Origin of the sequence: Robertkochia aurantiaca, from assembly GCF_020166495.1 — a bacterium.
Classification (GTDB): Bacteria; Bacteroidota; Bacteroidia; order Flavobacteriales; family Flavobacteriaceae; genus Robertkochia; species Robertkochia aurantiaca.
In genome coordinates this window covers 284,462-309,204 of sequence record NZ_JAINZS010000005.1, presented here as the reverse complement: position 1 = coordinate 309,204, position 24,743 = coordinate 284,462, and the positions used below count along the sequence as shown (strand labels likewise).

Genomic DNA, 24,743 nt, shown 5'->3' with positions numbered 1-24,743 from the left:
TGATGAACCGGAATTAATTTGGGTATATTAAACTCCATTTGTTACTTTTGTTTCGCTTTTAAAACATTGAACACATCGTTATGAATTTACACGAATATCAAGGAAAGGAAATACTTGCAAGTTTTGGCGTTCGCATTCAAAGAGGAATTGTGGCTCATAATGCCAAGGAAGCTGTTGATGCAGCGAAGCAACTTACCGCGGAAACCGGAACCGGTTGGCACGTGATCAAAGCACAGGTACATGCCGGAGGACGTGGTAAAGGCGGAGGTGTGAAACTTGCCAAGAACCTCAAGGAAGTAGAAGAGATAGCAGAGCAGATCATCGGGATGCAGCTTGTTACACCTCAGACTTCCAAAGAAGGGAAAAAGGTACACCAGGTCCTTGTTGCAGAAGATGTTTACTATCCGGGAGACAGCGAGCCTTCTGAATTCTATATGTCCGTATTACTGGATCGCAGTAAAGGACGAAACATGATCATGTATTCTACCGAAGGAGGTATGGATATTGAAGAGGTGGCTGAAAAAACCCCTGATCTTATCTTTCATGAAGAAGTAGACCCTAATGTAGGTTTACTTCCATTCCAGGCCAGAAGAATTGCTTTTAACCTTGGATTGAGCGGAACCGCTTTTAAGGAGATGACCAAATTCGTAACAGCCCTTTATAAAGCTTACGAAAACTCTGATTCTTCACTTTTCGAGATCAACCCTGTACTGAAGACTTCAGATGATAAGATCATGGCTGTTGACGCCAAGGTGACCCTTGACGATAATGCCTTGTATCGTCATAAGGATTATGCCGAGATGCGCGACCTGAGAGAAGAAGATCCGATCGAAGTGGAAGCTAAGGCTGCCGGATTGAATTTCGTAAATCTTGACGGGAATGTAGGTTGTATGGTGAACGGAGCCGGACTGGCGATGGCTACCATGGACCTGATCAAAATGGCAGGTGGAGAACCGGCCAACTTCCTTGATGTAGGAGGTACGGCAGATGCAAAAAGGGTAGAAACTGCCTTTCGTATCATTCTTAAAGATGAGAACGTAAAAGCTATACTGGTAAATATTTTCGGAGGAATCGTTCGATGTGACCGTGTAGCGCAGGGTATCGTTGATGCCTATAAGAACATGGGTGATGCCATCAATGTTCCGATCATCGTACGTCTGCAGGGAACCAATGCTGAGATCGCTAAGGAACTGATCGATAATTCAGGCCTTGCGGTGCATTCGGCTATTGAATTCCAGGAAGCGGCTGATAAAGTTCAGGACGTGCTTAAATAAGCATAACGACATATTTCATACAGGCCCGGGAAAAACTCCCGGGCTTTTTTTATATGTAAAGTTTAGGTTAGCCTGTGCCGGTGTACACGGGGTATTATGTGATCTGTAATAAAACAGACTTTTTGTTGCTAAGTATTCATCATTTAGCTTCAAACAGGAGGGTTATTTACTATAAAAAAGCGCCATTCATTAACTTATCTTCATTATGAACGGGCAAACTTAATTTGTCCTCTTGTGACTTCAGATCTCCCTGCCTCAAAAGCTTCATCGGTGAGTGGATCGATTAGTGCGTCAGGGATACGGAATTAATGCATTGTTATCAAAATTATGAATGGGTTAAGTGTCTGGTATGTAGTTGTATAAATGACATTCTGCCTGTAATTTTGGGATCAAATCAAAAAAACGAACAATCATGAAAATTTCAAAAATGCTTCTGGTTCTTGTACTGCTCATCTCAGGACTGACCAATGAACTTACGGCCTCAGAGCCAAACCCTGTTGATCCTCAGATCACCGACCTTATTTCCAGGCTCCTGGAAAAGCCTGCCTTTACCTTCGCAGAAGGTGATATTCAGGCCAGAGTACAGATCGTGATCAATGACAAGCAGGAGATCGTCGTTCTCAATATCGAGACCAATGATCTCAGGGCCGAACAGTATATCAAGAATCGTCTGAACTATCAGAAGATCGGCAAGGATATCGCGCCGGGTAAAAGTTACGTGCTACCGGTACGTTTTACCGTCAGATAGACCACATCAGTATTCATCAGTAAGCTCCTGGCTCAATGTCCGGAGCTTATTTTTTTGTTCCAAAGCCAGGAGATGGCCTTAGGAAACTCTTTCGACCAAAAGGCTTCATTATGGGCGGCTCCCGTAATCATTTCGCTTCGCAGATGGTCGGGATTCATTCCTGATCTCAGCAGGATGCCTTTCATTCTTGACTGGTTTATCCCGGTGCTTTCCTCTTCTTCTGTGCCGGAGGCCATATAGATCAACAGATCTTCCGGTATACCTGTCTTTTGAGGTAACTCAAATATTTTATCGTTAAACCAGAAACTCGGAGAAAATACGATGCCTGCCGAGAAAAGTGGCGCCTGTTCGAACATGGTGTAGAAAGACAGCAGACCTCCCAGCGAGCTTCCGCCGATCCAGGTATGCTCGCGATCCGGCAGGGTACGAAAATGGCTGTCGATATAGGGCTTTACCTCCCTGGAGAGAAAATCGAGGTAAGCGTCTGCTTTTCCACCCCCATACTCAGGATGCGGATAAGGGGTGAGCTCGTCAATGCGTTTCCCTTCACCATGCGAGATGCCTACAACGATCAGCTGCAGATCAAGACTGTCGATGGTCTCATCGACCTTCCATTCTCCTGCGTAGGATGTGGCATCATCAAAGAGGTTTTGTGCATCCTGCAGGTATAGTACCGGATATCTTTGTTTCTCGTTCAGTTCATATTGAGAAGGAAGATAAACGCTTATGCTCCTAATGGTATCAAGTTGGGGAGCTTCCAGGTTGAAGGTATGAAGTCTTGTTGTCTGTGACTGACCGTAACCTGTCCAGGCCAGACTTGCGAAGATGAAAATTATAAATATCCTGTTCATATGTCGATAAATTTTTAAAAATAGGCTTTATTTGGTTATTTTCACACAAAATGCTCCCGCATGAACCATAAGAAAGAACGTTTAAGTCTCCTGTCGGAAATGATCCATCTGGTGCGGTCTGATCACGACATCAACCCCCGGGAATATGAATTCATTTACCGGGTGGCCAAACGTTTGGGAGTGAAAAAGGAAGAATTCGATCATCTTTTCAGACAGCCAAATACACCATTTATCCCTCCGCGAGAGGAGTCAGGGCGAATTCTTCAGCTTCATCGCCTGGTGTTACTCATGAATATCGATGATGAAATTCACCCTAATGAGATCGTAACTCTCAAGGAATTCGGTGTGAGAATGGGGCTTAGCCCGTATGCGATTGACCGGGTGCTTGAGGTGATGGATGATTTTCCCAATAAAGTAGTCCCGCCTGACGTGCTGATCGATATCTTTAAAGCATACTACAACTAAGGTCTCAGATACGCCCTATCCCGGTGGCCATCAATACCGAAAGAACCGGAATAAATAGCAGCAGTATCAGTTCCAGCCTGACAATGATAATGATATAGCCGGGTGTGGTAACCGCTTCTCCTTTTTTAATTCTTTTACGGCTTTTCAGGTAGAATAAGGTTGGAAATATCGAAAGCACACCTACCAAAATAAAAAGACCTATTTTAAGATGAAAAAGCCAGTTACGGTTATAAAATTCTCCCGGTTTACCTACCCAGAACCAAAGTGTTAGTCCGATCAAAGCTACCACGATGGCTGATATACCGTAGATCGTATCACTCAGTACCATTCTGCGTATTCGGTGGCTGTCAAAATTTTTCGAGATCAGAAATTGCTGAGATATCACACAGCCTACCATGATGAACAGGCTGAGGAAATGCAGGTATCGAAAAAGAAGGTATTCGCTCATGATATTGAATTTAGTTGAGCAATCAGGTTCCTGATCACCTTTTTATCGGCCTCATTGCTGATGCTGTCAAGGGCATCGCGTTCAAGTAGTTGAATCTCTTTTTTGATGGTTTTCTTATAACTGTCAGATTCGCTGTACTGGTAAAGAAGGTATCTGAACATTAACAGAAGTTTTTGAACGATGATCACATCATGCTTGCAATAACAGCGAAATGCGGCCATTATATTATAAGTCAGATGTCGAAAGGAGACGGTCGCCAGTTTAACGGTGGGTTCATCGTCGTCATTGAATAAATAACTCTCGTCTGACTTCTTCATCCGGTAAGAGAACAATTCTGTCAGGTAATCGATGGCGCTCAGGGCTGTGCCCGGATCATTGATACCCGGTGACATGGCTTTAATCGCGATCTCAGTGATCTGTTTGAAGGCTAGCACATAGTTGTCTCGTAGTAATTCGCTTTTGGAATAAATCAGCGTATTGAGTGCCTTGTCTATTTCTTCTTCCTCCAGCTCTTTTTCGCTTTTAATGATGGGAACACCTGATAAAATAAAAGTGCCTTTGGGAACGATTACGTGAATTTTAGTTTCCTTTTCTTTTGCGAGTTTCAGTAATTCGCCTTCTATCACATCCTGAAAGTACCCCGTCCGGTTAGCATGAGAGGTGAACCATTCATCTGATTTCGGAAATTCCTCTGATTTCCCCTGATTCTTTTCGAGTATATTTTCCAGCCTTTCCACGGAAGTATCATGGATGTTCTGAAGAATTTGGTTGACCTGAATGGAAAGCGAAATGGAATGTATGAAATAGATAAAGGTGGCCAGGCACATAAGCGTCAGTACGATCGCCAGAAAAACAGAGAATCCGGGTATCTTTTCTTCTGGTTCCTGGGTTTCGATGGATACCAGGATAAAGATACAATATATAAGCACTGACAGAAAGACTCCCAGAACGAACTGATGTCTGCGGTTGGAGACAAGCCCGGGAAGCAACCTTGGCGAAAAATTACTGGATGCCTGGTTTAGCAGTATCATCACCATCGAAAAACTGAAAACCATCAGCGAAATAAGTCCTGCAATAAATGTACTGAGCAAGGTGCGTGCTGTATCGGGATCTCTGATCACCAGAATTGGAAAGTTGTCCCGGAAAAAAGCTGAAATACCCGCTTGTTCCAGGTAGAGAATCACAATGCTGAATATAAGACCGGCCAATGCAATGAGTGAAGGGTAGAAGGCGATCTGACTTCTCAGTTCGATAAAAATATGGTTGATCCTGTTAAACAGTTTTCTCATAGCAGGTGAAAATCTTACTCTTTCTAAGGTAAGCAAAAACCTGCCAATTCATGAGTTTTAACCATTGAAAGATATGGATTCTGCGACAACAGCAACTGTCATATTGTCGCTATCTGTTTGATTTTTAGCGACATATTGTCTTGGAGGTCTTGTTGGAATCAATTTTGTTTTATATAAAGTGAATTTTAAAAAAGTTATTTAAACCAATAAATATAATAGCTATGAGTCTGATAAGAAGATCAAATGCAAACACCTTTCCTTCGGTTTTCGAAGAGTTCTTCAGACCGGACTGGTTTGGAGGAATGAACGATATGAACAACAGGGTTCCTGCTGTCAATATCAAAGAAAAGGATAACGGTTTTGAACTGGAACTGGCTGCGCCGGGAGTGAAAAAGGAAGATTTCAATATCGAGGTCGATCAGAACGTATTGACCATTTCCACCGAGCAGCGTAATGAAAAAGAAGAGACTGGAGATGACGGAAACTACAGCCGTCGCGAATTCAGTTATACTTCTTTCCAAAGAAGTTTTACCTTACCTGATACCGTGAACAGCGATAAGATAGATGCCTCTTACGAGGACGGGGTTTTGAAGCTTTCCATTCCAAAAAAGGAAGAAGCTTTACCCAAGCCAAAGCGCATGATCGATATCAAATAAGGTAAGAGCTGTAGTAGTTTTTCAATATGTTAAGTTAGTTTAGTTAGTAGTAAAGCCTCCTGAATGTTCAGGAGGCTTTTTTAGTCTTATACCTTCTCCTGTAAGACTTTGATTTCGTCTCTCAATCGGGCTGCTTCCATAAAATCGAGTTCCTTGGCGGCTTTCTCCATGGCCTTGCGTTTTTCCCTTATGAGCTTTTCCAGTTTATCTTTACTCATATACTCCACCTCCGGTTCAGCAGCCTGCTTTTTGATCTCTTTTTCCAGGGCATAAGTGGCAACCGAATACTTGGCCAGGGCACTGTCCAGGTTCTTTTTAAGAGCGGTAGGGGTGATATTGTGTTCTTTGTTGTAGGCTATCTGTTTTTCCCTCCGGTAGTTGGTTTCGTCTATGGTCGATTGCATGCTGTCGGTAATTTTATCAGCATACATAATGGCCTTTCCGTTAACATTTCTCGCTGCCCTGCCAACGGTCTGGGTCAGCGATCTGTTACTTCTGAGAAAACCTTCCTTGTCTGCATCCATAATGGCTACCAGGGAGACTTCCGGCAGGTCCAGACCTTCTCTTAAAAGATTTACCCCCACCAGCACATCGAAGCGACCTTTTCGAAGATCCTGCATGATTTCCACCCGCTCCAGGGTATCCACATCGCTGTGAACATAACGACAACGTATGCGAATACGTGTCAGGTACTTGGTCAGTTCCTCAGCCATTCGCTTGGTAAGGGTGGTCACCAGTACCCGTTCATCCTTTTCCACCCGCTGTTGTATCTCTTCCACCAGGTCGTCGATCTGGTGTTTGCTGGGCCGCACTTCGATCACCGGGTCCAGCAGTCCGGTGGGACGAATCACTTGTTCCACGTATACACCGCCGCTTAGTTCCAATTCGTAATCTGCTGGGGTGGCGCTCACATAGATCACCTGGTTCTGCAAGGCCTGGAATTCCTCGAATTTCAAAGGTCTGTTGTCCAGGGCAGCCGGCAGCCGAAAACCATATTCCACCAGGTTTTCCTTCCGGCTTCGATCTCCACCGTACATCGCATGCACCTGTGGAATGGTAACATGGCTTTCATCGACCACCATCAGGTAATCGTCAGGAAAGTAATCGAGCAGGCAGAAGGGGCGGGTTCCCGGCAGACGCCCATCTAGGTACCTGGAGTAATTCTCGATCCCGCTGCAATATCCCAGTTCGCGAATCATTTCCAAATCAAAGGTGGTCCTTTCTTCCAGCCTTTTGGCTTCCAGTGGTTTTCCGATCTCCCTGAAATAATCCACCTGTTTAACCATATCCTCCTGTATCTCGTGTATCGCGTTCTGAAGCACATCCGGAGAGGTGACAAACATATTGGCCGGATAGATATTCACCCGGTTATAGGTTTCAATTATGTTGTTGTTAACCGGGTCAAAGGCTTCGATCTCTTCGATCTCATCACCAAAGAAATGAATCCTGAATGCCTCATCGGCATAGCCGGGAAAGACATCCACCACGTCACCCTTCACCCTGAAATTCCCGTGATTGAATTCTGCTGTGGTCCGGGAGTACAGGCTTTGCACCAGCCGGTGAAGAAACTTGGTTCGGGATATCACCTGATCCCGTTGCAGGGAGATGACGTTCTTTTGAAATTCAATGGGGTTACCGATACCATAAAGGCAGGAAACCGAGGCCACAACCAGAACATCCCGCCGTCCGGAAAGCAGGGAAGAGGTAGTGCTCAACCGTAATTTTTCGATCTCTTCATTAATCGACAAATCCTTCTCAATATACGTTCCCGTTACGGGGATATATGCTTCTGGCTGGTAATAATCGTAATAGGATACGAAATATTCAATGGCATTTTCCGGAAAGAACTGTTTGAACTCCGAATACAGCTGTGCAGCCAGAGTTTTATTATGAGCCAGCACCAGGGTGGGTTTTTGTACCCTTTCCACCACATTGGCAACTGTAAAGGTCTTACCTGATCCGGTTACCCCCAGCAGGGTCTGGTGTTTCTCGCTTTGTTCTATCCCTGAGACCAGTTGCCTGATGGCTTCGGGCTGGTCACCGGTAGGTTGAAATTCTGATTGTATTTTAAATCGCATGATACAAATCTACTAAGAATCGTACTTCGGGGAGTTATGGATCTTCCGGAATTATTCCTGTTCGGTTAACGTTTCAGGCTGAAATGTCCTTTTTTTACACTATCATCACTGTAGGTGGCCAGGTACCAGTAATCAGCTGATGGCAAGGCTCTTCCTTCAAGGGTTCCATCCCAGCCCGCAGATCGTTCATCGATTTCAAACAGCAGCTTCCCAAAACGGTCAAAGATGGCGACACGCTCCAGGATAATATCACGATCCCGGCTGAAAAGCGGTTTCCAAAGGTCATTGATCCCATCATTATTTGGGGTGAAGAATTTTGGAAAATCTATTTCCAGCAGGGCGATTTCAACGAGTCCGCAGCCGTTGATGTCTCTCACATAAATAATCGCTCCCTCGGTTTCAATGTTCAGGAATGTTCCCGTACCCTGGAAGGGGCCGTCGGGCGCATTCAGTGAATACTCATATGTACCCGCACCCACAGCGGTTACAGTAACATTTCGTCCGGTAATGCCATCGGTGATTTCAACATCGGTAATAAGCGGCAATTCTGAACGTACCACTTCGAATTCTTTTTCACTGCTGCATTGGAATTCTTCTCCGTCAATAAGGTATTGACGGGTTACTTCCACTCTGTAACGTCCTTCTTCCTCAAAAATAACAGTGGAATTATCTGCTATAAGTTGTTGTTGTCCGTCTTCCAAAAAATACCAATTTACCTGATCACCTTCCAGACCTGCCGAGAAACTTTCTTCAGGACCATTGCTGCAGATCACCACCCGGTCAGGGAAGTTCAATTCGGGGTTACGGTCAGTCAGATCACCTGTTTCAGGGTCCAGGAACGGACCGCAACCGGCCGCTGTCGAAAAGCTCTCCTGTATGCAATCCAGGGCTTCACCGGCTGCGTTATAGGGAGTGATGATCACGAAAACCGTGGTATTCGGTAAAAAGTCGATCACCGGGGTTTCCGTAACATCTCCAAAGTCTACATTGTCCAGGATGTCAGCCACAAAAGGTGTGGTGCCCATGGTCAGGCGGTATCCTTCCGCACCCGGAGATTCGTTCCATTGAACTATGGGGGAAAGGGAAACCCCTACCTCCCCGTTTTGCGGGGTGATCAGACTGGTGCATTCAGGTATGGGGTTGAATTCTTTGGTGGTAAAGTTGAAGGTGTTACAAGACGTGGCTTGTCCCAGATCATTATATGGGGTGATTCTCACATAGATGGTTGTGTTTTCCGGAAGGTTTGCCGGAGGCTCGTAGCGAAGCACGTTCCCTACATCGATGCCTCCTTCTATCTCGTTGGCTGCCGGACTGGTCCCGTAAGAAAGCAGATAGCCTGTAGCTCCCACTGCATATTCCCAGTTCAGGCTTGCATTGACCTGTACCCCTTCAGCTCCGTCTGCAGGGATTGTGAGTTCATTACAATCAGGAATAAAATCGACAGGGCCGGTGGTGAAACTTTCCTCAGGGCAGTTAATAGTGGCGCTATTGATCAGAAATAGTGAAATACGCACGTAAATGGTTGTGTTGGCTGGCAGGCCGGTCGGTGGGGTAAATGAAGTTGCAAGTCCCAGAGAACGGTTATTCACGATATCATACACGCCCGGTTGCGTTCCTATGCTGATAATATATCCGTTCACGCCCGTAACAGGTGACCACTGAAGAGTGGTGTTGATCGCTACCTGGGAGGAACCGTCTAGAGGGGTTAGCAATGAAGTGCAATTCTCCTGAGCCATACCTTTGGTAAGCAACAGCGGAAGTATAAAGAGTAACAGGAACCGTTGCATGGCAACGCAATTTTTATCCTAAGATACTAATAATTAACGGGGTATTATCGCTTTAGTGAGAAGTGACCCTTGAACTCCCTGCCGTTTCTCAACTCGGCCCGAAACCAGTAATCAGAAGAGGGCAGAGGCCTGCCGTTAAATGTTCCGTCCCAGCCCGGGTCTGAAGGGTGAAGCTGGGTGATGAGTTTTCCGTAGCGGTCATAGATGCGTATCCTTGAACCTTCCTGCACCATCTTCCCGATACCCTGTACCTGCCAGCGATCATTGATCCCGTCTGCATTGGGAGTGAAAAATTCCGGGTATCCCAGAACAGCGATCTCTTTTGAGACAAGGCCACAGCCGTTCTTATCCCTGACATAGATCGTTGAAAAACCTGCGGGGACCCTCTCAAAGGTATTTTCAGAGCGGTAGGGACCTTCCGGGTCATTCATGGCATATTCATAGTCACCTTCTCCCTGTACAAAAACTACAATACGGTTATTGTCAGACAGGTCAGTGACTTCGGGTTCCCGGGTGAAGATGGCTGTTTCAGATGCCGAAACCGTAAAAACGGTATTTGCTTCACAACTTCTTAAGACTCCAAGATCGTTGTGAATTTTACTGACACTCAGCCTGTAATCGCCGGGGCTTTCCAGGATGACCTCTCTGCCTTCTGCCACCAATTCCCAGGTATCTGAAGATACTTTTTTAAACCAGCTGAAGGTGTCTGCCTCTGTATCGGCAGAAAGCGGAAGAAAAGGCTCATTCAGGCAGATATAGGGGAGGTCATCAAAAATCGGCGGAAGGGGAGGCTCATCTACGATGAGTGTGGTATAACGTATATCAGTACAGGCATTCTCAGATTCAATACGAAGGTAAAGTCGGGTGTTATCAGGCAAGAGTAATTCACCTGATAGTTGATTCACTTCCTGCAGGGCATCCTCAAGGCTGGCGTATAATGCCACTTCTTCTGAAACGGATTCGGCCTTTATCTCGTCCATACTGAACCATGCCTGGTTCTCAGAACTTTCCGGTACAGCACAGTTAAAGTAGTAGGGAACATCGGCCGGTGCAGGAACTATGGGTATCGACTCCAGAAGGAGTGTTCCGGTGACCCGGCATCCCTCAGACCGGATAGCATAGATGAGCGACTGCTGTACAGACCGGTTTTTATAATTTTCCGGATTGACTATTTCCGTATTGTTTTGCAATGCCGCTTCGTTTTCGTAAAACGACAACAGATATTCGGTGTCGGGCAGCTGTAGTTGGGCGGAAAGCTGCAGCAGGTTAAAGGTGGTGATCCCGTCCAGTGGGTCTTCGTCGGCATCACACTGGGTCAGTATTTGTTCGCCGTTCTCCGGCAGGCTGATGATTTTTAAGAATGCCTCCCCGAATACAGGGCATTCGACCAGTTCACCCGGATCGATCTCTACCCGGTATTTTCCTGCTTTTTCCGGTTGATCCGCGATCACCTCCAGCTTCCAGGTATCTGCTCCCTGGATAAGTTGATCGTTGAGGTACCAGTTATAGTCCGCTCCGGTAATTTCAGGAGCAGTAAAAGTAAAACCCTCACCTCTGCACAGCTGAAGTTCAAGGTTGCCATCCTCACTTTCGGGTGTGTTGATAATGTCAACCTTATCGAAAAGGGATTGAACAAATGGGGGAAGTCCCTGGTTCCCCCAGGCACCACTTCCGAGAAAGACGGCATTATGATCGTAAACCGCTTCCTGAGAATCAGGGTTTATGATCACACCGAGGTATGATGAGCCGCGCTGATAGGTGGCCGGGGTAGTACGGTAGATGCGGCCGTTGGGACCCAGTTGCAGGGCACCCCGGAACATATTGGTATTATCCAGTTTTCTTTTGGGAATATTCGCAGCTGTGGCATTATCCAGGTCGAACTGAACCAGTTCGGAAAGATAAGGGGGCTCAAAACTGAAATTCGAGGTGTGCACATACAGGAACCGGTTGTTCGATGAGAATTCTATCCCATAGGGAAAGAGGTCTGTGGGCAGGTTCATGAGGTTGCTGACCTGTCCGCTCGTAATATTAAAATCAAAAAGTTGCAGGCCATTGGCTCCATTGGCTGCAGCCAGTCTGGTTCCATCGGGAGATAATTTCAAATACCCCCTTGGGTCTTCGACTGCAAGTCCGTTAAAGACTGATCTGACAGGAGGCTCTATACCCGAGGCATTGATCTCATATGCGTAAAAGGTGTTCATAAAGGGGCCTCCTGAAAATGCCGGAGCGAGCGTGATCACCCAATAGGTCTTCTGGCGGCAGTCTTTGACCACTGCGGAGATCTTTTCGGAACTGTCAGCCAGCAGGTTGATATTCTTTTCGACCACAGCTCCAAGACCGTTATTCGCATTCATATCAACAACTGAATAATTGAACCCGAAATCAGGATCCTGTTCGTTTACTGAGGTGTCTACAGTAAAAACATAATAATAGCCCGGGCGGTCAGGCCAGGGAACGATAATGGCAGACTGTGTACTGGAATTATCTCCCCAGAGTCCGCTGCCGTTTTCCATGACCGTATGCTCACGGTTGTAGATCACCCGACCATCGGTATAGAAGAGCAGGTTGCCAAAACTGTCAGATAATGTGGCACAACCCTCCAGCGTATTGAGCTTTCCGTCAGACAGTGAAGAGACCGAGCCATCCGGATTAAACCGCAATCCCGCTTTTTCCCCGAAGTACCAATGGTTGGCTTCCCCCTGGGAAAAAAGCAGGGCAGTGTTTAAAATGAGTATCAGTAAGGGTATCAGTCTGTTGTTCACAACAGCTAAAGATACTATAAATCCCGTTTTTTAAGCAAGAGGTAAGAAAAATAAACAAAGGCAAAGGTCCATGCCAGAACGATAAGTATCTCGTACCAATGCACGGCATAATCACGTGCGAGTTCTTCACCCAGCTGGCTGGCTACCGATTTCACCGCCCCGAGACGGGTAAAGGGCTCTTTGATCAGGTTGCTCATCGAGTCTAACGGAAAAAAGCGACTGATGCCTTCTGCCAGCGAACTGTCACTTCTGGAGCGTATGAACAGGTATAAGATACCTTCAAATACCTGCCAGAGAATCAGGAAGCCCAGCGCGAAAGCAGACCTTTTAACCAGGACTCCCAGGAAAAGACAAAAGGAGAAAAAGCCCATGAGTTTGACAAAGAAGGCAATGAGGAACTCCAGGTCTGAAAAAATGATGCCGATTTCATCGTAGTCTGAAAAGGCGAGTCCGAGTATCATTGAAACCACGAAGATAAAAACCGTGGATACCCCGGCAAAGACGACCACCGTGAGGAATTTTGAAAGAACGAACTCCTTTTTGCTTAAACCATCGATAAGATTTTGCTTCAGGGTTTTATTGCTGTATTCGTTCGACATCATAGAGACGATGACGATAGCTAAAAAGAGCTTAAACAGCGCCGCTACATAGCTGTTGAAATGCCATATGTACGGAAAATTAAAGATTCCCTGGTCTGCCAGGTGAAATTCTATGGGGCCTATATCAAATTTTATGGCCGAGATCAGTGCAATGGATATCAGCAAGGCGAAATACGAGATGATCAGCACCCGACTGATCTTGCTGTTCCAGAGTTTAATGGCTTCTATTTCCAATAATCGTATCATGAGATGGTAGTGTTCTTAGCGGTTAAACGGTTTGTTTGTTGGTGAGGGTCAGGAACTGTTCTTCGAGACTTGCCTGACGTTTTACAAGGTGAGATAAAACGATTCCCTTCTGAAACATCATTTCATTCAGGCTGTTCGCCTCGAGAGGTTCCTTCAGAAATGCCCTGATCAGGCCGTTCTCGGTTTGTATGTTCGTGAAATATCCTGAATTTTCCAGGATAGATTCCAGGGCTTTGGGGTCTGAGGCCTTCAGTTCAAAAAAGCCATGACTCGCAACCATCTGGTCAACTCTTCCGGAATACAGTTTTTCACCTTTGCGCAAAATGACCACATGAGAGCATACCTTTTCCACTTCATCGAGCAGGTGGGAGGCCAGCAGGATGGTGGTTCCCCCTGCGGCGATCTTTTTTATGATCTCCCTGATCTGATGTATACCCTGAGGATCCAGGCCATTCGTGGGTTCATCCAGGATCAGTATTTCCGGGTCGTTCAACAGGGCAGAAGCGATAGCCAAACGCTGTTTCATTCCCAGGGAATAGGTGCTGAAGTTACTGTCACGACGATCCCATAAACCAACCAGTCTCAGGGATTCTTCGATCTTATTTGTTTTCACTTCCTTAATCTTGCAGACTAGCCGCAAATTCTGGATGGCACTCATGTAAGGATAGAAGTTCGGTCTTTCTATGATGGCACCTACTTTTTTAAGGGCATCGTGGGTAGAAACATTTCCGTCGAACCAGTGAAAATCACCACTGGTTTTATTTACCACGTTCAGTACGATTCCCAGGGTGGTTGATTTTCCACTTCCGTTAGGTCCCAGCAAACCGTAGACATTTCCCTTTTCAATGGTAAAGGAAAGGTCTTTAACGGCTGTAAGAGCACCGAATTTTTTGGTCAGGTTGTTAATGGTTAGTATCGTTTCCAAATTGCTTTTCAGATTTTTTGGTTGTATTAATTTGACGAATATGAAGAAAATTTGTTACAATATAGATTAAATTTGAGATTAAAGAGCTGAGATTATGAGTCAGAAATTAATGTCGAGGAAGAAACCTTCTTACAAAATAGGAGAGCAGTTGCTGGCTTACCTGGAAAGGTATAACCGCACCACCAAGATCCCTATTTCGTACGATGACCTGCTTCGGTTTTCAGGTTCGGTGGTAGTCTATGACGAAAACGATGAAGATACCATGTGGATCAGGGTGTATTACTCGGAATTCGAAAGACCGGAGATCGATTACCACCTGAAACAGGTCTATACCCTGCTTTTCTCAGATGGGAATGAAGAAATATTTCAGTACCTGAACATCGATGCCATCGATTATTGCACCTTCGGGAATTCAAAACCCTTTCGTATCAAAGTGCGAAATATTCTCAATGATAATTATACCTATCTCTATGTGAAGAAGGCTGATGCTTCCAGGGTTTACGGACTGGAACTCGAACATATACTCTCGCCCAACCGTATCAATTTTGCGGTGTATGAGGATACCCTCATCGAAGAGCATATTTCGGGTATACCCGGCGATGAATTTATCAAGGAATCACTGGCCGATTGTACTGACAATCAGAAGAGCCAGATAGCCAAGGAATTCGTGAAATTCAATGAACGCTGTATGATCAGATTACTGGGCGATATGCGATCGTATAACTATGTGATCATTCCGGTACACGATTTCGATAATGTGATTTACAAGATCAGGGCCATCGATTTCGATCAGCAGAGCTATGAAGGGAATTTCAAGGTGTATAAACCCCAGTTCTTCAAGGAGAATTATCAAATGGTGAAACTGGTTTCAGAAAAGCTGAAACCTGCTTCTATAGAGCAATACAAGAAGGAGGAACGTTCGGTTCTGGCAAGGCGTATCATCACTTCCAGAAAGCGTCTTAAACACTTGATGCGGTGTATGACCAAAGACCATATCAGTACCCGTGAAAACCTGCTTCAGCTGCGAAAACAACTTTATGATTATACCCTTGATATGAAATTCAAGCGATGCCGGAGCATGGGCCAGGTGGTAAGAGTGGCACTTGATTTTGTCAAGCGTAATTATGAAGATATCAGTATGAAAAAGTGGGTGCAAACATCACATTTGTAAAATTTTTCCTATTTTAGGTTTTCTAAAGACCTACAAATTTGAAGATCAGATGTTTGTGTTTTCTGCTGTTTCTTTCCCTGGGATCCATGGCTCAGTCGGGTTCTCAGCTGATAGAATCTTATTTTCTTGCCGTTGGCGGTAAGGAAAAACTCAGGGCGCTTGAAAGTCTGTCTGCAAAACAAACCATGAAGACCATGGGTACGCGCATGACAGGTAAGATCTGGTGTCAGAGTCCTGATAAGGTGTATTCTGAATTCACCGTGATGAATATGCCCATGATCTCTGTATATGACGGAACAAGGGGGTGGGTCATCAATCCATTATCAGGGTCAGACAAACCCATACCGATGGAAACTCATGAAGTTTCTGATATCAGGCGCAGTGCACTGCGGCCATTACTGCTTGAGTACACCGATCACCAGGTGTTGGAAGATGGGTTGGTTGAAATAAACGGGAAAAAGTATCATGCAGTTCGATTAGTAGTCAGTGGGTTTCCGGAGGAGATCACGTATTATTTCGATCCTGAATCGAAGCTTATCAGTTATGAATCGGTCATGCGGGAAGGGCAGGGGCTTGTTTTCAGGCAATATGACAAGTATCTGAATGTTGATGGCTTACTGTTTCCAACGGTGGTAACCACCTTCCTCTCCGATGATTTTGAGAATTCCCTGATGACCGTTACTCTAAGCGATATAAGACTGAATGAAAAGATTGCCCCGGAGAGATTTCGTCTAGACTCCCGTTAAAATAAAAAAGGCCTTTCTTTCAAGGCCTTTTTTGCAAATAGTGTATTTGAACACTAGCTTTTCTGTTCTTTATTGAAGTAAACCAGGTAGTAATACATCTGCCGTTCTTCATCCCAGCCTTTCTCCACGTATTTTTCAGCTGATTCAGGATTGATGAAATCCATCTTAATCTGGATATTGGTGTCGAGCTGTATCAGGTTCTTTATTTTCTTTCTTGCATCAGAAACCGCTTTGTTCGCAATAGGAAAGTTTGAAACGTCTTCTATGCTGTACTTGGGTCCCTTTTCAGTCTTATAGTGTTTGAATTCAGGGATAAGGTCAGGATTGCTGATGACCTCGTTAAGGAAATTCGTTTCCTCAAAGTCATCGTTTTTTGCAAAATGGTTCACAGCCCGATTCATGAACATCACTTCTTCCTTTTTATCTTCGGCCGGCAATACCACATCCTTTGCAAAATCCTGGCAGAATTTCAGGTATTTTTTAGTGTAAAAGTTCTCATCGGTGGTTGCTTCCACGTCTAGGAACTTCTCCAGCCAGTATTTCGTGTCGTAGCGATTGCTGTCGACCGAAAGTATTCTGAAGCCGGCATCCTTCTCCTGGTTCAGGATCAGACAACCTTTATCCAGTTTGTTTACATTGATCCCCTGTCTCAGAATGATCTCCAGGTTGCTGCCTGATTCTCTGAAATCAAGAAAGTCATGTTTAAGTTCAGATTTGAAGATCCCGATCGCATCGATCTTTTCATTATCAACCACCACATCGGTGAAATAGGCCACATAAACCTCACCGCTTTTTATATGCGGGTGATTTGACTGATCGAAAAGGTGGGTGGCGATCTGTTTGGAATATTTGTGTATGGCGGCAGGTTCCTCAAAAACCGCTGAAGCGATCTTGTGCAACTCATTAAAGGTTACGTCGACCTCATGAGAAAAATGCATGTAGTTCTCCTCCTTTTCACGGAATGGCTTGAAGAAGTATTCTTTCAGTACCGCAATGATCTCGTCTGTAAGACGGTAGGGTTCTTCAGAAAAAAATACATTCTCGTTCTTACTCTTGTTACCTACCCGGTGAATGGAAAGGCTTTCTATTTGCGTGGGATACAGGTTAATCATGGTGTGTTTTTGTTAGCATCTGTTACATTGGGGAATACTCAGTTCCAGTTCTCATCGAAATCGAACTCATCATAGTCATCAATATCAAAGCTGATATTTTCTTCATCTTCGCCTCCTTCTGCCAGGTTTTCAATCTCGAAATTTTTTTCCGGGGGTGAGTCAGGTAACTGCCCGTGGGCAAACATCAGATTCGGGTAGGCTGCTCCGTCTTCTTTTTCCGCGATATCAGCCAGTTCAACGAAGAAGGTCCACATGCTTAAAAAGTCATATACATAGATGAGGTTTCGGTTATCCTCATCCAATAGTTCTTCGATAGGGGTTTCTGACATGAGTCGTACCTCGTTGCCGCCCTCACTCATATCGAACAAGGCGATTTCTTCACCCTGTTCCCAATTCTCGTTGCTCATATAGAAGGAAGCCATCTCGGTTCCATCAAAGCCAAAGGCCTGCGATATGGAATTGTGAAGGTCTTCCAGGGAATTATTTCCCTCGATTTCTATGTCTCTGAACACATCTTCTTCCGCGTCAAGGATTACCCTGAATTTATAGATCATTTCAATTAGATTTTGGGTTCGCAAGTTACAAAGATTTGCGCTTATAGCCAGTGGCATTAACTTCCTGAAGCAGGTAGAACTGGACCCCGAACAATATGGAAGCGATAACCAGGTGCAGCGACTGGCTTCCGAACGGGAAGTCGACATAATACATAATGATTCCTGAAAAGATTTCCAGCAGGAGCAGCATCATAACAATATTGATCTTGCTGTAAATATGAAAACGCAAACGGTTAAGGTAGAACAGGTAGGCATTGACCGCAAAAACAAGAATAGAGAAGGTGCGGTGTACATAAAAGCTCAATTCTGCTTCCTGCAGCCAGAGGTTTTTGTTCTCACTACCCAGTAAGGCCACCTGTTCGTCTACGAACTGCCGCACCTGGGTTCCCAGAATAATCTGAACCGCAGTAAGCATCAGGGAAATGGCAACCAGTATTTTGAAACCGGAATGTTCACATTTCGGTAATTTGTTTTCTTTGCTGAGGTAGATGAGCCGCAGGAGCAGGGCCACGATGATAAGAGCCATGATCATATGCATGGTAATACGTACCGGCGCCAGTACTGAATATACGACGGTAGCTCCGAGCCACGCCTGGAAGCCCATGCCGAAAACGGTTAACCAGGCAAGGATGGGGAGCCAGGGATCCGATTTTCGATATTTCAGCGAATAGATAGCCAGGGCAAGGGTGAGCAAGCCACCAAGAGCACCGATTAACCGGTTTATATATTCCACCCAGGTATGAGTGGCATTGAAAATAGCATAATCATGTTTGGTGTACGGTTCCCAGTTCTCTTCTGAAAAACGATTCCCGGTAGTGAAATCAGCTTTGGCAACCAACAGGGCCTGATCCTTGATGATGACCTGTCCTTCTTCAAATGATCGTTCCGGTTGCCACCATAATTTTTCTTCAGAAACGGGGGGAACATAATAGCCGAAACATTTCGGCCAGTCAGGGCATCCCATACCGCTTCCGGTCATTCTTACCACGGCTCCGGCTACGATAATCAGATATACTACAACCAGGGTGATTTGGGCAAAAGTTCTGAAGTTTTTCTTACTTGTCATGAATGGCTTTAAGCTGCTTACCAGAGCATGTAAAGATACAATTACTCATTTAAATTCGTAAACATGTTGAAAAGTCTTAACGTATTGATCTCAGATCTCGATTTATGCGGGCTTCAATCCAAGACTTTTACCCTTTTCCAGCATAAACTTCCGTGCCGCTTCATATTCGTTAGGTATTTCCCCCTCTAAAATGGCTTCTTTGATAGCATCTTTGATAATGCCGATCTCCCGGGAAGGAGGGATGTTAAAGGTGTCCATGATTTCTTGTCCGTCAACGGGTGGCTGAAAGTTTCTTACATGGTCCCGGGCTTCAACTTCTGCGATCTTATCCCTGACGATCTTAAAATTATGATGATATTTTTTAAATCTTCTCGGATTCTTGGTGGTAATATCTGCTTCACAGAGCGTCATCAGGTCGTCGATATCTTCCCCGGCATCATAGATCAGTCTTCGAACAGCCGAATCGGTCACGATATCCTGAGCGAGTACAATGGGACGGGAACTAAGCAATACCATTTTCTGTACGAACTTCATCTTCTCGTTCAGGGGCATGCGCATTCTTTTGAAAATACGATAGACCATCTTAGATCCGACAAATTCATGACCGTGAAAGGTCCAGCCGGCATTGTCATCAAATCTCTTGGTGGGTGCCTTTCCGATATCGTGGAGCAGGGCAGCCCAGCGCAGCCAAAGGTCATCGGTGTTTTGAGAAATATTATCTACAACCTCAAGCGTATGCCAGAAATTGTCTTTATGCCGTTGTCCTTCTTTTTCCTCGATACCCTGCAGGGCCGTTAATTCAGGAAGGATCAGTTTCAGCAAGCCTGTTTTATAAAGAAGGGAAAGACCAACCGACGGTCTGTCGCTTAACATGATCTTGTGCAATTCATCAACGATGCGTTCCCTGGAGATGATCTTGATGCGTTTTTTATTGTCTTTGATGGCTTTCAGGGAGGCCGGTTCAATCCTGAAGTTCAGCTGAGAGGCGAATCGTATGGCGCGCATCATTCGCAGCGGGTCATCAGAATAGGTGATCTCGGGATCCAGGGGCGTTCTTATGATCTTTTTTTCAAGATCCTTCATGCCGTCAAAGGGATCTAAAAGCCGGCCGAAATCTTCTTTATTCAATGATAATGCAAGAGCATTGATCGTAAAATCACGGCGGTTCTGATCATCTTCCAGGGTTCCGTCTTCCACCACAGGCTTCCGGCTGTCAAAATGATAGCTTTCCTTACGGGCACCCACGAATTCCACTTCCAGATCCTGGGTTTTAACCATGGCAGTTCCGAAATTTTTGAATACCGACACTTTGGGTTTTTCATCCAGCATAGAGGCAAATTCCCTGGCCAGGTCGATCCCGCTGCCAACGGTAACCACATCGATGTCTTTAGGTGTCTGTCTTTCCAGAAAGAAGTCTCTGACAAAACCACCAATAACATAGCTGCTTACTTCTTTTTTTGAAGCTGCTTCAGCGATCATGTGAAATACGGGGTCCTGTATGGCTTCTTTAAAGGTCATAATACGCTTGAGTAATTTCTGATTCAGGGAGCGCACACACCGGTTTTCGGTTCGGCGATGCAAATTTACTATTTACCGACGTGCTATTAAAATTTACTTTTGTTTCATCCGGGGAGGTGCAATGGCTTCAGAGCCTCCGTGTATTTTTAACCTATATTTGCGCAAACTTTAGCGACCGTTATGAAGGTATTGCATTTGTCAGGAGCAGACGTCTGGGGAGGTAACGAAAACCAACTGGCTCATTTCATACAGAATTCTCAGCTACCGGAAATTGAGAATCAGGTCTTTTGTTTCGAAAATACTCCTATTCATCGCTTCGTACAAAAGCAAGGCATTGGTGTTTGTGGTGTTCCCAAGTCCGGTTCCTTCTCTATCAGAACCTCCCGCGCTCTCGCCGATTATGTTAAATCACAAAAGATAGATGTAGTACACATACATACCAGTAATTTCCTTTCGACCTATATGATGGCCGACCTGCTTTTTAAGATACCGGCCAAAGCGGTTTTTTCGAAAAAGGGGATAAGCGATGCCTCCACATGGTTGAGCCGGCTGAAATATAATTACAAAGGGGTCGCTGCTTATATCTGTGTTTCAGAGGCTGTGCGTAAATCTTTTCAGCCTGGACTTAATTCAATTCGCAAAAAGCTGGTGTCGGTGATCTATGACGGCATTCCTGTTTCAATCGGAAATAACGCCAATGAGAAACCTGTGAAGAAAGAGTCATCAGTAAAAATTATCGGGTCGGTGGCAAATCACACCGATGCCAAAGACCTTCCTACACTGATTCGAAGTATCGGTTATTTGGTGCACCAACTTGGCAGAACAGATGTTGAGCTGCATCAGTACGGACTGGAGAGTGGCCTGACACCCCAACTGCGACAAATGGTGAGCGATTTGAAACTGGAGAATCATGTTAAATTCATGGGATACAGGGAAGAGATAGCTTCAGCCTTTGACTCTTTTGATATTTCGCTGATCAGCTCGCAAAGAGAAGGAGGTCCGGTATTTCTGTTGGAATCCTTTAAGTTCAGGATTCCCGTGGTAACCACTTCCGTGGGTATCGTACCCGAATTGCTGGAGGCTGATCATCATGCCATCATAGCCGAAACCGGAGATTATGAGGCGTTGGCCAGAGGTGTTCAATACCTTTTGAATAACCCTCAAAAGGCTGGGAATATGGCAACTGCTGCCAGATCGCTACTGGAAAGGAAGTTGACGATAGAGCATACCATTTCACAAACCCTCGACCTTTATAAGGGGTTGTTTTAGCAGTGGCGAAATTTGATTCCCGGGTCTGAGATCGTTTCTTCAGTTCCGCATGCTTTTCGTTTTCGTGAATTATATTATATTTGCACCGCCCAACCGGCTGAAACATAATGTTTTAGATAGCCTGCTTATGAAACGAATTACTGTTGCCCTGGTTATTTCAACCTATAACTGGTCAGAAGCACTTGAACTGGTGCTTCGCAGTGTGCTCAAACAATCCGTGCTTCCCGATGAGATACTTATAGCCGATGACGGTTCTGACTGCAAGACAAGGGAGCTTATAGCTTCTTACCAGGGGAAATTCGAAACCGGGATTCAACATATATGGCATGAAGATAAAGGGTTTAGAAAGTCCATTATACTGAACAGGGCCATTGCTTCAGCCGAATCTGACTATATCATTCAGGTCGATGGTGACTGTTTTTTACATTCCAGATTTATTGAAGATCATCTCGACAGTGCCAAAGAGCGTATGTATCTTTATGGTACCAGAGTGCGTATAAAAGAAGAAAAGGTTCCGGAAATCATCGGAAAAAAGGAGCTGAATATTCATTTCTTTAAATCCGGACTTAAAAAACGACCCCGTAATATCAGGGTGCCGGTCATATCTGAACTATTCAGGCCTCAGGAAACCATTTCACCTAAATTTCGCGGATGTAATACTTCCTTCTGGAGGAAAGACTTTCTTGCAGTTAATGGCTATAACGAAGATCTTGAGGGCTGGGGAAGAGAAGATTCCGAGCTGATGATACGCATGCATAACCGGGGTGTTTTAGGAAAGCGCCTGAAGTTTAATGGTATCGTTTACCATCTCGACCACCGTGAAGAGTCAAAGGAGCGCTTTGACATCAATGATTCCATTCAGCGTGAGACCCTGGAAAATAAAAAAGACTACTGTGAGAACGGGGTTAATAAATACCTGAAGGTGGATTAAGATTTTGGATATTTAAAGCTTTGCAAGTAATCACGATAGAGCTGCAGGTACTCACCGGTCATTTTTTCGGCGCTGAATCCCAGTGCTTTTTTCTTTAAAGAGTCTGCTGAAATGGTATATTTTCCATCGATCACCTCCAGAACCTTATCGGCAAGATCACGGCTGTTCTTATTTTTAAACAGCAACCCGTCTTTTCCGTGTTCTATTAGCTCTGCATTGTTCACCAGATCGCTCGCAATGACTATCTTTCCGCAAGCCATGGCCTCCTTGATCACCCCATTGGAGCCTTCGCCCCAGACCGATGGCACGATCACTATATCACTTTCAAAGAGGTAAGGAGCAGGCTCGTCGGTTCTCGGATAGAAGCGAATATGGTCATGCAGGGACCTTTCTTCAGACAGATTACGAAACCCCTGAAGCAGCACTCCATCTCCCACCATATGAAGCATGAGATTGCTTTCTTTCCTGAGTACCATGGGTAAGGCTTCGAAAAGTATATCGATACCTTTCATTTCAGTGAACGATCCGGCATACAGCAGGTTGACCTTTTTTTTATCCTGCAGCACTTCTGGCCCTTGAACCTTCTGAAACCTCGACAGGTCTATACTGCTTCTTATCAGATGAACCCTTTCAAGTCCGCATGATCTCAGGTAGTCACAAATGCTTTGACTCACAGCAGTATGAACATGGATCTTTGAGTATTTGAGGCTGATGCTGGAGGGCTTAATGGGGAATGAAACCCTTCTGGTCTCAAAGGTTAAAAAGTGATTGAGGTGAATACCATAGAGCATGGATGCGGGTTCGTGAAAATGAAGAATATCAGGTCTGATCTTTTTAACCAGGTTTTTGATCTTCGGATAAGCGAGTAACCTTGAGAAAAATTCGGGCTTAAGGGTTGGCAGTTCCAGGCCGTATACATTTTTCACTTCCAGCTCCTTGCAGTACTGGTATAACAACCCCTTGCTGTCTGTGACGAGAAAACTATCTGTATGCTGTTTTAAGAGGTTTTTGTGTAGTAATAAGGCCTGCCGCTGTCCTCCTCTGAATATGCGGGCCAGATCAAAATGCAGGATCCTCATTTTTATGTGTCTTACAAGCTTTCCAGGTAGGTCTTTAAACGAGGCCAGATAAGGTCAGGGCTGAATCTTCTGTATAAATCTATACTTTTTTTGCGTAAATGCCTCACCGTCTGATGAGAAAAGAACTGTTCATGGAAATCTTTCAAATGCACACTCTGATGTTTTTCTCCCTCGAAAAGGCCCCAGCCTTCCCGTGGTATCCAGGGTGAAAAAATAGCAAATGTGGGAATGTCCAGAGCCTTTGCCATGTTGACGGCTCCCCCTTCGTTACCAATCAGGGCATCGCACTCTGACAGAATACCCATAAAGCCTCTCAGGGAAGGGGCAAAAGCATCCAGCCTGATATGGTTTCTGGTTTCCGGGAGACATAATTCATAAATGGCCTGCACTTCTGTTTGCTGCGAGGGAATATAGTTGAAGAGCAGGGTGGGAGATTGATGGCTGACCAATTTATCCAGCAGCCGGGCCATATAGGCATATGGATAGGTCTTATTCGAACCACTGCCCAGTACCGATATCATGAAGATCTTATTCTGCCGGTCGATGTTGTGTTTCTTTAAGAAGTCAGCTGCTTCCTTTTTTTCTTCATCAGACAGATAGATACGAGGTTGATGGCGCAGATCATCCGGTGAGATCTCAGGGAGGACCGGTTGAAGCAGTCGCAGCCGGTCTTCGATCGCCAGGGGTAGCCCGTGTTGTGAACTCCCGCTTCTTTTAACCGGGTGAGTATACAGAAAATTGCTGTACCACTTGTAATACCCGATCTTTTGAGAAGCCGACATTCTGGCAACTATCAGATTGGTTTCCAATTTACCGTATACATCGATGATGACATCAAAATCATTCTTGTCGATTGTACGTATAAATTGGAATAAACTTTTATAATTCTCGCGATATTCAGCTCGGAAAGGGATGATCTCATCTATATAAGGGTTGTTTAAAAGCACCGGAAGCGTGCCTTCATGAGCCATGAAGTATACCGAAGCGTCTTCGGCGAAGCGTTTGATGTTTTCACAGAGAATCGTACTGGTGAGTACATCACCGATCATTTTTTGTTGAATGATGAGGATTTTCAAGAGGCCGGGTTTTTCGGGATGCAATTTATTAAAGTCCTGAAATTACCCATTAATAATTTAAATCCTATTTTTACCATAGGATAAAACAAAAGC

At 45.0% G+C, this 24,743-nt stretch carries 22 protein-coding genes; 8 read left to right on the top strand and 14 right to left on the bottom strand.

The window, feature by feature from the left end:
* Positions 1 to 80: 80 nt before the first annotated feature.
* Together sucC and K7R10_RS10065 are read left to right on the top strand one after the other, a co-directional pair.
* Positions 81 to 1,274, top strand: coding sequence for an ADP-forming succinate--CoA ligase subunit beta (gene sucC, locus K7R10_RS10070; protein ID WP_224484581.1), 1,194 nt, complete (start codon positions 81 to 83; stop codon positions 1,272 to 1,274).
* Positions 1,275 to 1,686: 412 nt separating this feature from the next.
* Complete coding sequence (locus tag K7R10_RS10065) at positions 1,687 to 2,022, top strand: hypothetical protein (protein WP_224484580.1); 336 nt, start codon at positions 1,687 to 1,689, stop codon at positions 2,020 to 2,022.
* A 32-nt stretch (positions 2,023 to 2,054) separates the two neighbouring features.
* Here the strand turns inward: K7R10_RS10065 and K7R10_RS10060 are convergent, their stop codons facing one another.
* Positions 2,055 to 2,873, bottom strand: coding sequence for an alpha/beta hydrolase (locus tag K7R10_RS10060; protein WP_224484579.1), 819 nt, complete (start codon positions 2,871 to 2,873; stop codon positions 2,055 to 2,057).
* Between the two features lie 60 nt (positions 2,874 to 2,933).
* Here K7R10_RS10060 and K7R10_RS10055 point away from each other — a divergent pair, with 60 nt between their 5' ends.
* Entirely contained in the window at positions 2,934 to 3,338 is a 405-nt protein-coding gene (locus K7R10_RS10055) for a TerB family tellurite resistance protein (RefSeq protein ID WP_224484578.1), read from the top strand.
* 4 nt (positions 3,339 to 3,342) lie between these two features.
* Here the strand turns inward: K7R10_RS10055 and K7R10_RS10050 are convergent, their stop codons facing one another.
* Positions 3,343 to 3,786, bottom strand: a complete 444-nt coding sequence (locus K7R10_RS10050; protein ID WP_224484577.1) for a DUF2214 family protein — start codon at positions 3,784 to 3,786, stop codon at positions 3,343 to 3,345.
* Entirely contained in the window at positions 3,783 to 5,075 is a 1,293-nt protein-coding gene (locus K7R10_RS10045; protein WP_224484576.1) for a DUF2254 domain-containing protein, read from the bottom strand. Before K7R10_RS10045 ends, K7R10_RS10050 begins: the two co-directional genes overlap by 4 nt.
* A 221-nt stretch (positions 5,076 to 5,296) precedes the next feature.
* Between K7R10_RS10045 and K7R10_RS10040 the strand changes: the two genes are divergently transcribed.
* A complete protein-coding gene (locus K7R10_RS10040; protein WP_224484575.1) occupies positions 5,297 to 5,731 on the top strand; it encodes an Hsp20/alpha crystallin family protein in 435 nt (144 codons plus the stop codon).
* An 86-nt stretch (positions 5,732 to 5,817) separates the two neighbouring features.
* On the opposite strand, the gene uvrB is transcribed toward K7R10_RS10040, so the two are convergent.
* From uvrB to K7R10_RS10015, 5 genes are all read right to left on the bottom strand, one after another.
* Complete coding sequence (gene uvrB / locus K7R10_RS10035) at positions 5,818 to 7,809, bottom strand: excinuclease ABC subunit UvrB (protein WP_224484574.1); 1,992 nt, start codon at positions 7,807 to 7,809, stop codon at positions 5,818 to 5,820.
* 65 nt (positions 7,810 to 7,874) lie between these two features.
* Complete coding sequence (locus K7R10_RS10030) at positions 7,875 to 9,596, bottom strand: T9SS type B sorting domain-containing protein (RefSeq protein ID WP_224484573.1); 1,722 nt, start codon at positions 9,594 to 9,596, stop codon at positions 7,875 to 7,877.
* Positions 9,597 to 9,640: 44 nt separating this feature from the next.
* Positions 9,641 to 12,358: a T9SS type B sorting domain-containing protein gene (locus K7R10_RS15345; RefSeq protein WP_224484572.1), complete on the bottom strand. Its 2,718-nt coding sequence runs from the start codon at positions 12,356 to 12,358 to the stop codon at positions 9,641 to 9,643.
* Between the two features lie 14 nt (positions 12,359 to 12,372).
* Positions 12,373 to 13,203: an ABC transporter permease gene (locus K7R10_RS10020; RefSeq protein ID WP_224484571.1), complete on the bottom strand. Its 831-nt coding sequence runs from the start codon at positions 13,201 to 13,203 to the stop codon at positions 12,373 to 12,375.
* 22 nt (positions 13,204 to 13,225) lie between these two features.
* Positions 13,226 to 14,128, bottom strand: a complete 903-nt coding sequence (locus K7R10_RS10015; RefSeq protein WP_224484570.1) for an ABC transporter ATP-binding protein — start codon at positions 14,126 to 14,128, stop codon at positions 13,226 to 13,228.
* A gap of 94 nt (positions 14,129 to 14,222) precedes the next feature.
* Here K7R10_RS10015 and K7R10_RS10010 point away from each other — a divergent pair, with 94 nt between their 5' ends.
* Together K7R10_RS10010 and K7R10_RS10005 are read left to right on the top strand one after the other, a co-directional pair.
* Positions 14,223 to 15,299 carry a hypothetical protein gene (locus K7R10_RS10010; RefSeq protein WP_224484569.1) on the top strand — a complete coding sequence of 359 codons (1,077 nt, stop codon included), beginning with the start codon at positions 14,223 to 14,225 and terminating at the stop codon, positions 15,297 to 15,299.
* A 38-nt stretch (positions 15,300 to 15,337) separates the two neighbouring features.
* Complete coding sequence (locus tag K7R10_RS10005; RefSeq protein ID WP_224484568.1) at positions 15,338 to 16,045, top strand: LolA family protein; 708 nt, start codon at positions 15,338 to 15,340, stop codon at positions 16,043 to 16,045.
* A 53-nt stretch (positions 16,046 to 16,098) separates the two neighbouring features.
* On the opposite strand, the gene K7R10_RS10000 is transcribed toward K7R10_RS10005, so the two are convergent.
* The 4 genes from K7R10_RS10000 to K7R10_RS09985 form a co-directional block, all read right to left on the bottom strand.
* Positions 16,099 to 17,157: a nucleoid-associated protein gene (locus tag K7R10_RS10000; protein WP_224484567.1), complete on the bottom strand. Its 1,059-nt coding sequence runs from the start codon at positions 17,155 to 17,157 to the stop codon at positions 16,099 to 16,101.
* Between the two features lie 38 nt (positions 17,158 to 17,195).
* Complete coding sequence (locus K7R10_RS09995) at positions 17,196 to 17,711, bottom strand: IS1096 element passenger TnpR family protein (RefSeq protein ID WP_224484566.1); 516 nt, start codon at positions 17,709 to 17,711, stop codon at positions 17,196 to 17,198.
* Positions 17,712 to 17,736: 25 nt separating this feature from the next.
* A complete protein-coding gene (locus K7R10_RS09990; RefSeq protein WP_224484565.1) occupies positions 17,737 to 18,777 on the bottom strand; it encodes a COX15/CtaA family protein in 1,041 nt (346 codons plus the stop codon).
* A 102-nt stretch (positions 18,778 to 18,879) separates the two neighbouring features.
* Positions 18,880 to 20,295, bottom strand: coding sequence for a CCA tRNA nucleotidyltransferase (locus K7R10_RS09985; protein WP_224484816.1), 1,416 nt, complete (start codon positions 20,293 to 20,295; stop codon positions 18,880 to 18,882).
* A gap of 180 nt (positions 20,296 to 20,475) precedes the next feature.
* On the opposite strand from K7R10_RS09985, the gene K7R10_RS09980 reads away from it, so the two are divergent.
* Positions 20,476 to 21,564 carry a glycosyltransferase family 4 protein gene (locus K7R10_RS09980; protein ID WP_224484564.1) on the top strand — a complete coding sequence of 363 codons (1,089 nt, stop codon included), beginning with the start codon at positions 20,476 to 20,478 and terminating at the stop codon, positions 21,562 to 21,564.
* A gap of 127 nt (positions 21,565 to 21,691) precedes the next feature.
* Positions 21,692 to 22,495, top strand: coding sequence for a glycosyltransferase family 2 protein (locus tag K7R10_RS09975; RefSeq protein WP_255610491.1), 804 nt, complete (start codon positions 21,692 to 21,694; stop codon positions 22,493 to 22,495).
* Here K7R10_RS09975 and K7R10_RS09970 read toward each other — a convergent pair.
* Positions 22,492 to 23,574 (bottom strand): glycosyltransferase family 4 protein, encoded by a 1,083-nt coding sequence (locus K7R10_RS09970; protein ID WP_224484563.1) that lies wholly within the window; start codon positions 23,572 to 23,574, stop codon positions 22,492 to 22,494. The genes K7R10_RS09975 and K7R10_RS09970 overlap by 4 nt on opposite strands.
* An 11-nt stretch (positions 23,575 to 23,585) precedes the next feature.
* Positions 23,586 to 24,650, bottom strand: a complete 1,065-nt coding sequence (locus K7R10_RS09965; protein ID WP_224484562.1) for a glycosyltransferase family 9 protein — start codon at positions 24,648 to 24,650, stop codon at positions 23,586 to 23,588.
* Between the last annotated feature and the right edge of the window lie 93 nt (positions 24,651 to 24,743).